Here is a 13223-nt window from a genome sequence, read left to right as displayed (position 1 = left end):
CAGTCCGTGGGGAAAGGTTTTCCCGATACCACCTGACGCATACCCCAATGCGTGCTGTACGATTCCACGAATACGGCGGGACGGACGTGCTCCGCGTCGACGACATCGAACGACCCACACCAGGTCCGGAGGAGGTCCTGCTCGAAGTCGAGGCAGCGGCGATCAATCCGGTCGATACGTACTTCCGGGCCGGCGACTACGAGCCGGGCGAACTGCCCTGGATACCCGGCTCCGACTGTGCCGGGACCGTCGCCGCGACCGGCGAGCGCGTGGCCACCGTCACCGAGGGCGACCGGGCGTTCGCGACCGGGCTGGGGAACTGGCTCCAGGGGACCTGCGCGGAGTACGTCACTGTTCCCGAATCGCATCTGGCGCGGCTCCCCGACGGGGTGTCCGCCGAGGCGGGGGCGGCCGTCGCGCTCGTCGGCGTCACCGCCTGGCAGACGCTCGTCGACGCCTGCTCGCTGGAGCCGGCCGAGCGGGCGCTGATTCACGGCGGGAGCGGCGGCGTAGGCCACGTTGCAGTCCAGTTGGCTGCGGCGAACGGCGCGCAGGTGACGACGACAGCATCGCCGGCCTACCACAACCATCTGGCCGACCTCGGCGCGGACGACGTGTTCGACTACAGCCGGGACGACCTCGCCGACGCGGTGGTCAACGCCGGCGCGCCGGACGTGATTCTCGACCACCGACTCGACGACTACCTCGCATTCGATGCCGAGGTGGCCGCCCAGGGCGCTCGAATCGCCGCTATCGGGAACACCGACCTCGCGGCGACGTTCGAGAACGTCCCGCGCTGCCGGGCCAAAGCCCTCAGCGTTCACCACGTCTCGATGTTCAACACACCGGAGTTCGGCGCGGTGCTTTCCCGACTGGCGACGCTCATGGCCGACGACGACCTAACGCCGGTCGTCGCCCGCCGGTACGACCTCGACGACGTCCCGGCCGCTCACAACGACGTACTGAACGACAGCTTCCTCGGCAAACTCGTCGTCATGCCGTAGACCGGCTACTGCGGACCCCGTCGTCGGTTTACCGGCCCGGTCCTCGCGTTTCCGGGGATTGGCATTTATCCCCTTGCTATCCGTTGACAGATGTATGTCAGTCGAATTTGATTTCGGCGGTGAGATAGCACTGGTTACGGGTGTCGGCGGGGCGCTGGGCAGCGCGGTCGCAAACGCGTTCCTCGAAGCCGGGACGACCGTCTGTGGAAGCGACATCATCGAACCGAATACCGAGGACTTCCTGTTGTCCGATCCCGACAGCGTGGATTTCTACCAGGCAGACTTCAGCGACGAGGAGGCTGTCGCCGAGACTGTCGACGCAGTCGTCGACGAACACGGGCGACTGGACTACTTGCTGAACATCGCCGGAACGTGGCGGGGTGGCACACCGATCCACGAGACGGACGTGGACACGTTCGACTTCCTGTTCGACGTGAACCTGAAGACGATGTTTCTGGCGTCGAAACACGCGGTTCCACACTTGCGGGAGACCAAGGGCGCAATCGTCTCAGTTTCCGCGCGGTCGTCACTGGAGGGCGGTGACGGCGACGGTATCTACCGCGCATCGAAAGCCGGTGTCCGACTACTGACCGAGACCATCGCGGCGGAGAACCTCGGGGCCGTGCGAGCCAACGCCGTGATGCCGAGCGTCATCGACACCCCGATGAACCGCGAGATGATGCCCGACTCCGACTTCGAAACGTGGGTCGACCCGAAAGACATCGCGGACGTGATGTTGTTCCTCTGTTCGGACGCCGCCACCGTGACCAGCGGCGCAGCGGTGCCGGTGTACGGCGAGGTCTGATACTGTTAGCTAGACCGTCGGACAGCGTCTTCCACCGACAGCACGAACCACTCCACTCACGTTTGACTATTTAGGGTATCGGTGCGATTGCCTGGTCACCCACCGATATCGTGTCCAGAACGACGACCGGGGGTCTGGATGAGCGGGAGCAATCGTCAGAAGGAGACGGTAGATTCGTCTCTGATCTCAGTTCCGATTGCAATCCCCCCGCGATCATCATAGTACTTGCGTCCAATGAATGTCTCGTCGAGATTGCCGATAATCGAGGTGTAAAGCGCATCCGCGGTCAGATAACTCTCCTCTTCGACCGGGTCTAACGTCTCCTGAATAGTCACCGAGTTACCGGAGGGAGACGTTATTTCAATGGCACCGATCTGTTCAATCACAGCCGTATGCGTCACTGGGAACTCGAGCGATTCATCAACAATCCGCTCTGTATCTGAATAGTCCATGTCTGTTGTCCGAGAACCGGGGGTTCGGTCCCTACGTTCCACAGTACGCGGCGAACATGAATCAAACCCAACAATTTTCACCGTGGACTTGTTTTTGATTATTTGAGGTACAGATTCTGGACGTGGTCATATAGGTAGATTCGAAGTCACATATCCACGCTGTCGAGAAATGACCAGCAAGGAGGTGTCAGTGTGGACCTCTCGGCTGCTGCTGTTCGCCGTCGCAAATGATGTCAGACTGGTCATACTATCGGATGGTATTGCGAACCGGAATCACGGTGGTTTTTATACCCCAAAAGAATATGCCGCATCACAATGAGTGACAGAGAAACGTGGGCCTCACGGCTCGGGTTCCTTCTCGCAGCGATCGGTAGCGCAGTCGGTCTCGGAAACATCTGGCAGTTCCCGTTCAAGACCGCGACAAACGGCGGCGCAGTGTTCCTCGTCTTTTACCTCGCCGCCGTGTTGCTCATCGGCTTCCCGGCAATGCTGGCGGAGTTCATCATCGGTCGGCGAACGAACCGTAATGCCGTCGACGCGTTCGCAGAACTCGGGTTCAAGCAGTGGCGGGTCGTCGGTGGCCTGGGCGTCTTTACGGGATTCTGGATCCTCTCGTATTACAACGTCGTCGGCGGGTGGGTCATGCGGTATATCCTCGGTAGCGCGACGGGCGCATACTTCGGAAACTCCGCGGAGTACTTCGGCGCTATCTCAAGTGGGCCAGAAGCTGTCGCCGGGCAGGCGCTGTTCCTGCTAATCTGTGTCGGCATCGTCGCAGTGGGTGTCGAGGACGGTATCGAGAAGGCGACGAAGGTGATGGTCCCCAGCATCGTCATCCTCATGATCGGGATGGCGGCCTGGGTCACCACACTCGAGGGAGCAGGCGCTGGCTACAGCTACTTCCTCTCGCCGGACTTCTCCACGCTGGCGGCGAACGCCGGCGACCTGATCCCGTTCGCGGTTGGACAGGCGTTTTTCACCCTCTCGCTGGGGATGGCAGCCATGATCACCTACTCCTCGTACATCGGTGACGACGAGAGCCTCCCGGTCGATGGTGGCATCATCGTCGTGACGAACACGCTCGTCGGTGTGCTGGCGGGTCTCGTCGTGTTCCCGATTCTCTTCGCCATCAACATCAGTCCCGACACCAGCGGCCCGTCCGCCATCTTCGTCGCGATGGCGTCGGCGTTCCCACAGCTCCCCGGGGGTCGACTCCTCGGTATCGTGTTCTTCGGCGTTGTCCTCATCGCCGCGATCTCCTCCGCGATCAGCCTGCTCGAAGTTGCAGTCTCCTACGGTGTCGACAACACGCCGTACTCGCGAGTGCAGCTGTCGGCAATTCTCGGAGTTGGGCTGTTCGCTCTGGGTCTGCCGTCAGCCTGGGACCTGGCGTGGTTCGGCTGGTTCGACACGCTCGCATACAAGCTGTTCCTCCCGCTGTCGGTGCTGCTCGTTCTGGTGTTCGTCGGCTGGGTGCTCTCCTCCAGCGCAGTTGCCGAGCTCCGACAGGGAACGGGTGGGCTCCGGGCGTTCGGCCCGACCTGGCTCTGGATGGTCCGAACGGTGGTCATCCTCGGCGTCATCCTGACGCTGGCGCTCGGCCTGCAGACGCTGTTCCTCGCCGAGGACCCGGCGATCATCCCGCCGATATAACCGACGTACGTATCGGTTTCCGACGGACCTTCTTTTCCGCAGTTCGCGGTGACCGCCCAGTGTGTGCGGTTGCTGCGAAAAACAGTCGCAGTGGTCCGACGCGGGTCCAGACAGTTTTTCCAGAGTAGTATTTTTTCGGCCGCAGGAGTCTGAGTCGACTGTACCATAGGGCAGTGTCTCTGTCACGCATTGCGTAGACGTAGATACACGCCACCGAAGAGGCAGACCGTTGCCACCAGCAACAGACCACCGCTCAGCACGTCTCTGAGGGTCCCGGAAACACCGGGACTTTCTACGATTTCAAACGTAGATTCAAACGCTATCGACTGAATGACCAGAGCCAATCCGCCTATCGGTATCAAGAGCTGTCGAATGCGTCCGTTTTCGTTGAAATTCACACCATTGTAGACACATGATGGCGGTATGAATGCGTTGCTGAATTTCTATGACTGGTGGACTCGGTGTACTAACGATTTAAACTAGACAGCAGCTATACGACACCCTACTAGCCGATTTCAGTCGGATTCGAACCCGCGCGGTTCCTCCGCAATCCCGAGACTCTCGGGGGCAGTGTCACCCTCGTCGGCGGTACCCGGGAGCAGTGCGTGGATATCGACCGACTCGCTGCCAAGCACCGCGAACCCGGTGAAGATGGTCAGAAAGCCGGCCACTGCAGTCGGGGTGATAGCCTCGCCGAGCACGGCCCACCCGCCGAGCGTCGACACGACGGGGACCACGTAGAAGATGAGGTTAGCCTGGATCGCACCGGTGACATCGAGCAGGCCGAAGTAGGCGATGTAGGCGATTGCCCCGGCGAAGATACCGACGTACAGCAGGGCCGCTATCGCGGTCGGAGACCAGACCGCCGTGGCCGCCGATTCGCCCATGCCGATGCTCAGCGCGTGAGAGAGCGCGGCGGCGACGGGGAGCGCCCACGCGGTCCGGACCGTACTTGACAGGTCGCCGCCGGACCACCGGATGAGGACGCTGCCCAGCGCGGCGCTGGTCGCGCCAGCGAACAGAATGAGCTTGCCGATGCCCCCGCTCAGGAGCATCGCCGGGTCGGGGCTGACGACGAGGCCGACGCCGAGCAGGCCGATGACCATCCCGAGGCCGCCGCGGGCCGAGAGCCGCTCGTCGGAGAGCAGAATGGCGGCGAACACCGGCGTCAGTATCGGGTTGAGACTGAACACGATGGCCGCGACCGCGCTGGTGGCGGACTGCTGGCCCACGAATATCAGCGCGTTCGCGAGGCCGAGCGCGAATAGACCCGTCGAGAGAATCGCCAGCACGTCGCCACGGGTTCGCGGGAGCAGTTCGTCCCGGGACCGGGTCACGACGACGTAGCCGAGGAGCACGACGGCGGCGATGTCGAACCGAAGGGCGACGAACAGAAGCGGTGGGAGGTACGAGAGGCCTGCCTTCGCTCCGACGAAGGTCCCACCGAGCAGGACGCTGGCAACCGCAGCGAGGGCGAGCGTGCGGCGCGAAATCATGCCGCCACCTCGTATTTAATTTCTGAAATATCTGCACAGCCGACAGAGAGAGGGCGTGGAGAAACCTGAGTCATCGTACTCTACGGTACGGGATCGAGGCTTATAGGGCCGTTTAGAAAATCTTACATAACGCGAAACGGCCGAACACCCGTGGCGGATATTCACGGTGTGAAATTATTTCACACTGCGAAAGCGCTTTAGGACGGACTCCCCAACGCGGCGGTATGGAATCGGCGCTCGAAGAGATCGAGTTCCTCGCGCTCTCGTCGAACCGGGTCGAGGTGTTACGGCTTCTGGCGGCGGACCCCCACTCGCGCGGGGAACTCGCGGCCGAAACCGGTGCGTCACAGGCGACGCTCGGGCGTATCATCGCGGACTTCGAAGAGCGGTCGTGGATACGCCGAACGGGCGGCGAGTACGTCGCAACGGCGACGGGCCGCATCGTCGCCGACGGGTTCACCGACCTGCTCGACAGCCTCGAAACCGAGCGCCGGCTGCGCAACATCGTCCAGTACCTTCCCACCGACGCGATAGACTTCGACCTGCAACATCTGGCCGACGCCACGATAACCGTTCCAAGTCAGACGCGCCCGAACGCGCCGGTCCAGCGATTGCTCGACCTGCTTCGAGACGCCGAGGAGGTCCGGACCTTCTCACACGCGTTCAACGACCAGGCGATTCGAGTCGTTCAGGAACGGGTCACCGCCGGCGAACAGCGGTTCTCGGGCGTGTTCTCGCCCGGCGCGATAGACGCACTGGCGGCGGACGACCGACTCCGGAAACGACTCGAATCGCTGCGTGCCGAACCGGACGCGTCAGTCCGGGTGCGAACCGACGGTGTTCCACTTGCGGTGATGATCGCCGACGACGTGGTCCATCTGCTGTTGCGGGACGACAACGGCGTTCTACAGGCGTCGATCGATACGACCGCGCCGGCCGTCCGCGAGTGGGCTATCGAGGCGTTCGACGCGTACTGGGCGTCCGCGGAACCGCTCTCGGACGAGTGGGCGCTGTAGCCACTGTTTCTGATCGTCGGAGCCGCTGTAAGAATCAATAGAACCGCTACCGGACCAGATACGGGTCGTCGTTCGGCAGGAACCGCCCGAGGTCCGCCTCGCGGCGATAGTCGGTCTTCAGTAGCGCAGTCAGGACGTCGACAAGGGCGTCTTCGTCGTCGTCGCTCCACTCCGCGGGCTCTTTGATCGGGTAGACGAGCCAGCCGCTGCCGGGCACCTCGGTTGCGTGCAGCGCGTCCATGTCGATCGATTCGGTCGGCTCCGAGGTCGTGTTCGCGAACACGTGTCGCGTGGCCCGCTCGCCGACAGGCAGGAGGACGTGGGCAGTGATGGCCCGGAGTTCCGTGTCGAACAGCGGCTCCAGAGCTTCGTAATCCGCGTCTGTCGGTGGGTCACCGCCGCACATATACAGGTACGACAGGTAGGTCTTCTCGACGGTTGGCGGCGTGCCGGCTTCGGCCAGCAGTCCGGCCTCGACAAGCGCCCGCTGGAGGCGTTCGCCCGCAGCGCTGTCGGTAAAGGGGATGCCGGACGTTTCGCCACCGTGGACACCCGGATGGTCGCCGATGACGTGAAAGTGGGCGTTGGCGTCGCCGTACCCGGGCACGAACGGCTCACACGGTGCGTCGAAGCCGAAGGGGTTGTGCTGGCGGGCCGTGACGTTCTTCACGCGCGAAAGCAACGGGCCATCGCTCAAAACTCCGCCGGTTTCCGTTATCGAATACGAGAAATAATGGTGAAGTTTGATAACGCTTTTCTCGGATGCCCGCAAGGAGTCGGATATGCTCCGGTCCGGGAGAAGTGATATCGCGTGAGCCACGATGACCGTGTCGAGGACCTTCGGGAACGAAAAGCCGAGGCCGAACGAGGTGGTGGCGAGGAACGAATCGAGGCGCAACACGACCGCGGGAAACTCACCGCGCGTGAGCGCATCGATTACTTCCTCGACGACGGCACCTTCGTCGAGATCGACTCGCTCCGTGAACACCGCTCGACGAACTTCGACATGGCCGACAAGAAAGTACCGGGAGACGGCGTCGTCGTCGGCTACGGCAAAGTCGACGGCCGCCGGGTGTACGTCTTCGCCCACGACTTCACCGTCTTCGGCGGGTCGCTGGGCGAGGCGTTCGCACAGAAAGTCTGTAAGGTGATGGACAAGGCCATCGAAACGGGCGCACCCATTATCGGGCTGAACGACTCCGCCGGCGCGCGGATTCAGGAAGGGATCGACTCGCTGGCGGGCTACGCCGATATCTTCCACCGCAATCAGCAAGCTAGCGGTGTCGTGCCACAGATTTCGGCCATCATGGGGCCGTGTGCCGGCGGTGCAGTGTACTCCCCGTCCATTACGGACTTCGTCTACATGGTCGAGGAGACCAGCCACATGTTCATCACCGGGCCCGACGTCATCGAGACGGTGACCGGCGAGGAGGTCGGCTTCGACGAACTCGGCGGCGCGAAGACCCACGCCTCCGAGTCCGGGGTGGCTCACTTCACGGCCGCCGACGAGAAAGAGGCGATGGACGACATCCGGTACCTCCTCTCGTATCTCCCCCAGAACAACGTCGAGGACCCGCCGCGGGTCAAACCCTGGGACGACCCTGAACGGCGGGACGAGGCACTGAAGACGGCTGTTCCCGACGCACCACAGAAACCCTACGACATGACGGATGTCGTTGGACGCATCGTCGACGAAGACTCCTTCTTCGAGGTGGCCGAGGACTTCGCGCGCAATATCGTCATCGGGTTCGCCCGCATGGACGGCCACAGCGTCGGTGTCGTTGGCAACCAGCCGCGAGTCAACGCCGGCACGCTCGACATCAATGCCTCGCGGAAGGGCGCTCGCTTTGTTCGGTTCTGTGACGCGTTCAACATCCCGATTCTCACGTTCGTCGACGTGCCCGGGTTCATGCCCGGCAAGGACCAGGAACGCAACGCCATCATCAACCACGGCGCGAAGCTCCTGTACGCCTACTCCGAGGCCACCGTCCCACTGGTGACCGTCATCACGCGGAAGGCCTACGGCGGGGCCTACGACGTGATGGCGTCGAAACACATCGGCGCAGACATGAACTACGCCTGGCCAACCGCCGAAATCGCCGTGATGGGGCCGAAGGGCGCGGTCAACGTCCTCTACGACGACGAACTGGAAGACGCCGACGACGTGGAGGCCCGCCGGCAACAACTCATCGACGAGTACCGCGACGCCTTCGCAAACCCCTATACGGCGGCCAAGCGCGGCTTCGTCGACGATGTCATCGAACCCCAGGAAACCCGCCCGCGGCTCATCGACGACCTTGACCTCCTCCGGGGGAAACGCAAGGACCAGCCTGACCGCAAGCACGGCAACATCCCGCTGTAACGATGGCGGCCGACACCGACTCGGCTGTCGACGCCGAACTGGTCGCGGAGATCGCCGCACAGCTCGACGACGCGTCGACGGACGAGGCGGCCGCCATTGCCGTCGCTGTCGGCGCGCACCTCACCGACCGACAGCGCGCGGCGGCAGCGGCCGCGGCTGCTGCGGCGGCAGACGACGGGGACTCCTGGGACGGCAAGCAGTGGTCGTTCTCCGGGCGCGTCGAAGCCACGCAAAAGCGCTCCGTCCGGGTCCGCTCGGACGCTCCGACCGACCCCTGGAGTGCCGCCGGCCGCACCGAACGGTTCTGACCGCGGACAGCTCTTCTGTCATACGGATTGGTAGGGAGAGTTAGTGGGATGCTCCGACTCCGGTATCGGAGCTATCCGGAAATGATCTACAACAATCCGTATCAGTTGGCGGTGCCCTATCTGGATTTGTGTCCATGTTCCATACTAACATGATTATATATGTAAGTTTGGCCGCTATCTGCGCATAGTTTTATGGGCCGACTCTCAGTATGAGGGCGTATGTTCGATAAGGTGCTCGTCGCTAATCGCGGGGAGATAGCGGTGCGCGTGATGCGCGCATGCGAGGAGTTGGGCATCGGCACAGTGGCCGTCTACTCTGACGCCGACAAGCACGCCGGGCACGTCCGATACGCTGACGAGGCGTACAACGTCGGCCCGGCCCGTGCTGCGGACTCCTATCTCGACCAGGAAGCGATTATCGACGCTGCCAAGCAGGCCGACGCGGACGCCATCCATCCTGGGTACGGCTTCCTCGCGGAGAACGCCGACTTCGCGGAGCGCGTCCAGGAGACGGACGGCGTCACCTGGGTCGGCCCCGAGAGCGAGTCGATGGAGGCACTGGGCGAGAAGACGAAGGCCCGCAAGATCATGCAGTCGGCCGACGTGCCCATCGTCCCCGGGACGACCGACCCGGTCGATGACCCCGAGGAAGTCGTCGAGTTCGGCGAGGAAAACGGCTTCCCGGTGGCCATCAAGGCCGAGGGTGGCGGTGGCGGCCGCGGGATGAAAATCGTCCACGACCCTGAGGAAGCCGAGGAACAACTCGAAAGCGCAAAGCGGGAAGGAGAGGCGTACTTCTCGAACGATTCGGTGTATCTCGAACGGTATCTTGAGAACCCCCGCCACATCGAGGTCCAGATTATCGCCGACCACCACGGCAACGTCCGGCATCTGGGCGAGCGTGACTGCTCGCTCCAGCGCCGCCACCAGAAAGTTATCGAGGAGGGTCCCTCGCCGGCCCTGAACGATGCGCTCCGCGAGAAGATCGGCGACGCTGCCCGACGCGGCGTCCGCGAATCGGACTACTACAACGCCGGGACTGTCGAGTTCCTCGTCGAAGAGGACACCGACCGCGAGCAAGGGGAACTGCTCGGTGAGGAGGCGAACTTCTATTTCCTCGAGGTTAACACCCGCATTCAGGTCGAGCACTGCGTCACCGAGGAGATCACCGACATCGACATCGTCAAGTGGCAACTGCGGGTGGCGATGGACGAGGAGATCACCTTCGACCAGGACGACGTGGAAATCGAGGGCCACGCGATGGAGTTCCGTATCAACGCCGAGAACGCCGCTGACGACTTCGCGCCCGCAACCGGCGGCAGCCTCGACACCTACGACCCGCCGGGCGGTATCGGCGTCCGCCTCGACGACGCGCTCCGGCAGGGCGACGACCTCGTCACGGACTATGACTCGATGATCGCGAAGCTCATAACCTACGGCGGGGACCGTGAGGAGTGTATTGAGCGCGGGAAACGGGCGCTCAAGGATTTCGACATCGAAGGCATCCCGACCGTCGTTCCGTTCCACCGCCTGATGCTCACCGATGAGAAGTTCGTCAACGGGACACACACCACAAAGTACCTCGACGAGCACCTCGACCGGACGCGCATCGAAGAAGCGCAGGAGCAGTGGGGCACGGTCACCGAATCCGACGGCGAAGGCGACGAGGACGAGGAAGTCGTCGAACGCGAGTTCACCGTCGAAGTCAACGGCAAGCGGTTCCAAGTCGACCTCGAAGAGCGCGGCGCACCCCCGATCAACGTCGGCGACGTGGACGCCGACGGCGGGAGCCAGCCACAGCGGCCACGGGGCGGCAGTAGCTCTGACAGCGGAGGCGGCAGTGCCACCACCGCCGAGGGTCAGGAGGTTGCCGCTGAGATGCAGGGGACGATTCTGGAGGTCAACGTCGAGGAAGGCGACGAAGTCGAGGCCGGCGACGTTCTCTGTGTGCTCGAAGCGATGAAGATGGAAAACGACATTGTCGCCGAACGCGGCGGCACTGTCAACGACGTAGCCGTCAGCGAGGGCGAATCCGTCGACATGGGCGACTTGCTCTTTGTGATCGGGTGAGCGAGCGGCCTGCCCGCCGCGCACTGCAGACGCCTTTTATTCCGGCCGGTCGAAGCCCCGGATATGAACGACACACGCCACCGGGTGCTCGATGCACTGGCCGACGGTCCTGTTTCGGGGCCGACTCTCGCCGACGAACTGGACATCTCCCGCTCTGCGGTCTGGAAGCACGTCGAAGCCCTGCGTGACGAGGGGTTCGAGATCCGCAGCGACGATGCGGGCTACGTCCTCGATTCGGTACCGGAGTTCGGGGCGAGCGCGGTCGAATACGGCCTCGACGCGCCGTTCTCCGTCGAGTACCACGACAGCATCCCCAGCACGAACGCTCGTGCCCGCGACCTCGCGGCGGAGGGGGCGTCGGACGTCGTAGTGCTGGCCGACGAACAGACCGGCGGCCGGGGGCGACTCGACCGCGATTGGCACTCACCGAGCGGCGGGGCCTGGCTCTCGGTGCTGTTCCGGCCCGACGTGCCGATGGCCCACGCGCCGGTGTTCACGCTCGCGGCGGCCGTCGCGGTGACGCGGGCGGCCCGCGAGGCCGGCGTCGACGCCAGCATCAAGTGGCCCAACGACGTGCTCGTCCGGCGCGGCGAGGAAGAACGCAAGCTAGTCGGCATCCTCACCGAGATGGAAGGCGAGGCCGACCGCGTCTCGTGGGTCGTCGTGGGCATCGGCGTCAACGCGAACGTCGACCCCGCGGACTTGCCCGACGAAGCGAACCCGACGAGTCTCTCGGCCGAGCGCGGCGAGCCGGTCGACCGACGGCTGTTCACCCAGCGACTGCTGGAGGAGTTCGACTCGCTGCGCCAGGACACGGAGCAGGTCGTCGAGGCGTGGCGGGAGTACGCGACGACGCTGGGACAACAGGTCCGGGTCGAGACGCCGGGCGGCCCCATCGAGGGCGAAGCCGTAGATATCCAGTTCCCGGGCGCGCTCGTCATCGAGACAGAGTCCGGGACAAAAATCGTTTCAGCGGGAGATTGCGAACATCTCCGTCCGGTTACGGAGTGAGGGCGACGACAGGAGACACGTCACTGTGGGACGCCGGTAGGCTGTTCGTCCTCCGAGATATCCTGTGGCGTCGTCTCGACCGGAACAGTGACGACCGGGACGTGGGCCGACCGGACGACCCGTTCGGCGACGCTTCCCAGCAACAGGCGGTCGATGCCGCCGCGTCCATGGGTCCCCATCACGATGAGGTCGCAGTCGTTCTGGCTCGCGTAGTCGACGATTTCTCGACTCGGGCTTCCCTCGGCCGTGGCTCGCGTGACAGTCACATCGTCGGCAACGAGACGCTCCACCATGTCCAGGGCCATCTCGCCCTCGCGGTGGAGCGAATCGGTGACGCTCTCCCACGTCGGTTCGTGCGGGAGCGTCGAGAACCGGCCGGTGTCGACGACGTACAGCGCGTGAATCTCGCTGTCGTGGGTCGTCGCAAGTGTTTCAGCGTGTGTGAGTACCGCTTCCGACCCCGGCGAGCCGTCTGTCGGCACCAGTATCCTGTCGTACATGCTGTACTATTGTCTGGCTGAAGGGATATAGTTTGGTAACAGGCAACATACAACAATCGAGCAGGATAGAGCTCAGTTCAGCTCTCGGTCCCGTTCGTACTCTGTTGCCCCGGAGCCATCCAGCGCCGGTTCGTCGAGGGCCTGTTCGAGCCGTCGTTCCAGTTCGGCTTCGGTTATCTCCCCGTTGGCGTAACGCTCGGACAGCCGTTCGACAGGGTCTGTCTCGTCGGCACTGGGCGCACCTGCTGTGTGCGTGGCCTGCGTCTGTGACACGTCAGTGGTCGACGCCGTCGCCTCGTCCTGACCGATGAGTCTCGACGCAAACCAGTACACGGCGTAGCCGATAGCCGCCAGCACCCCGATAGTAGCCGCCAGGGAGACGATACCGAATGCGAGGCCGACAAGGCCCCAGAACAGTCCGAACACGAGTCTCACAGCGGCAAGAACGACAATCAGCGACACGACTCCGAGCAGGCCATACAGGAGTATCTTCAGTGGTGTGCTCAGGGCGCGGTCGGTGGTGGAGGGCATCGCCCAAGGATACTA

13 protein-coding genes are annotated in these 13223 nt (G+C 63.3%); 8 read left to right on the top strand and 5 right to left on the bottom strand.

Annotated features, from left to right (window positions below; translation table 11 throughout):
- Positions 1–47: 47 nt before the first annotated feature.
- Positions 48–1004 (top strand): NADPH:quinone reductase, encoded by a 957-nt coding sequence (locus tag AV929_RS11435; protein WP_064288307.1) that lies wholly within the window; start codon positions 48–50, stop codon positions 1002–1004.
- Positions 1005–1098: 94 nt separating this feature from the next.
- Entirely contained in the window at positions 1099–1809 is a 711-nt protein-coding gene (locus AV929_RS11430; RefSeq protein ID WP_014039715.1) for an SDR family oxidoreductase, read from the top strand.
- A gap of 155 nt (positions 1810–1964) precedes the next feature.
- Here the strand turns inward: AV929_RS11430 and AV929_RS11425 are convergent, their stop codons facing one another.
- The gene (locus AV929_RS11425; RefSeq protein WP_064288306.1) at positions 1965–2261 is read right to left on the bottom strand and encodes a hypothetical protein; all 297 of its coding nucleotides are present in this window, start codon (positions 2259–2261) and stop codon (positions 1965–1967) included.
- A gap of 315 nt (positions 2262–2576) precedes the next feature.
- On the opposite strand from AV929_RS11425, the gene AV929_RS11420 reads away from it, so the two are divergent.
- The gene (locus tag AV929_RS11420) at positions 2577–3914 is read left to right on the top strand and encodes a sodium-dependent transporter (protein WP_014039714.1); all 1338 of its coding nucleotides are present in this window, start codon (positions 2577–2579) and stop codon (positions 3912–3914) included.
- A gap of 515 nt (positions 3915–4429) precedes the next feature.
- On the opposite strand, the gene AV929_RS11415 is transcribed toward AV929_RS11420, so the two are convergent.
- Positions 4430–5410 (bottom strand): DMT family transporter, encoded by a 981-nt coding sequence (locus AV929_RS11415; protein ID WP_064288305.1) that lies wholly within the window; start codon positions 5408–5410, stop codon positions 4430–4432.
- Positions 5411–5634: 224 nt separating this feature from the next.
- Here AV929_RS11415 and AV929_RS11410 point away from each other — a divergent pair, with 224 nt between their 5' ends.
- Entirely contained in the window at positions 5635–6426 is a 792-nt protein-coding gene (locus AV929_RS11410) for a winged helix-turn-helix domain-containing protein (protein WP_064288304.1), read from the top strand.
- Between the two features lie 46 nt (positions 6427–6472).
- Here the strand turns inward: AV929_RS11410 and AV929_RS11405 are convergent, their stop codons facing one another.
- A complete protein-coding gene (locus AV929_RS11405) occupies positions 6473–7096 on the bottom strand; it encodes a uracil-DNA glycosylase family protein (protein ID WP_064288303.1) in 624 nt (207 codons plus the stop codon).
- A gap of 141 nt (positions 7097–7237) precedes the next feature.
- Between AV929_RS11405 and AV929_RS11400 the strand changes: the two genes are divergently transcribed.
- The 4 genes from AV929_RS11400 (at position 7238) to AV929_RS11385 (ending at position 12177) form a co-directional block, all read left to right on the top strand.
- Positions 7238–8788, top strand: a complete 1551-nt coding sequence (locus AV929_RS11400) for an acyl-CoA carboxylase subunit beta (protein WP_014039710.1) — start codon at positions 7238–7240, stop codon at positions 8786–8788.
- A 2-nt stretch (positions 8789–8790) separates the two neighbouring features.
- Positions 8791–9096 carry a hypothetical protein gene (locus AV929_RS11395; protein ID WP_064288302.1) on the top strand — a complete coding sequence of 102 codons (306 nt, stop codon included), beginning with the start codon at positions 8791–8793 and terminating at the stop codon, positions 9094–9096.
- Positions 9097–9315: 219 nt separating this feature from the next.
- Positions 9316–11166 carry an acetyl-CoA carboxylase biotin carboxylase subunit gene (locus tag AV929_RS11390; protein WP_064288301.1) on the top strand — a complete coding sequence of 617 codons (1851 nt, stop codon included), beginning with the start codon at positions 9316–9318 and terminating at the stop codon, positions 11164–11166.
- A 63-nt stretch (positions 11167–11229) separates the two neighbouring features.
- On the top strand, positions 11230–12177 hold the full coding sequence (locus AV929_RS11385; protein ID WP_064288300.1) for a biotin--[acetyl-CoA-carboxylase] ligase: 948 nt from the start codon (positions 11230–11232) through the stop codon (positions 12175–12177).
- 20 nt (positions 12178–12197) lie between these two features.
- Here the strand turns inward: AV929_RS11385 and AV929_RS11380 are convergent, their stop codons facing one another.
- Positions 12198–12677, bottom strand: coding sequence for a universal stress protein (locus AV929_RS11380; protein ID WP_064288299.1), 480 nt, complete (start codon positions 12675–12677; stop codon positions 12198–12200).
- Between the two features lie 72 nt (positions 12678–12749).
- Positions 12750–13208 (bottom strand): SHOCT domain-containing protein, encoded by a 459-nt coding sequence (locus AV929_RS11375; RefSeq protein WP_014039705.1) that lies wholly within the window; start codon positions 13206–13208, stop codon positions 12750–12752.
- Positions 13209–13223: the final 15 nt, after the last annotated feature.

Source organism: Haloarcula sp. K1 (assembly GCF_001647155.1).
GTDB lineage: Archaea > Halobacteriota > Halobacteria > Halobacteriales > Haloarculaceae > Haloarcula > Haloarcula hispanica.
This window is presented reverse-complemented; position numbering and strand designations above follow the sequence as displayed.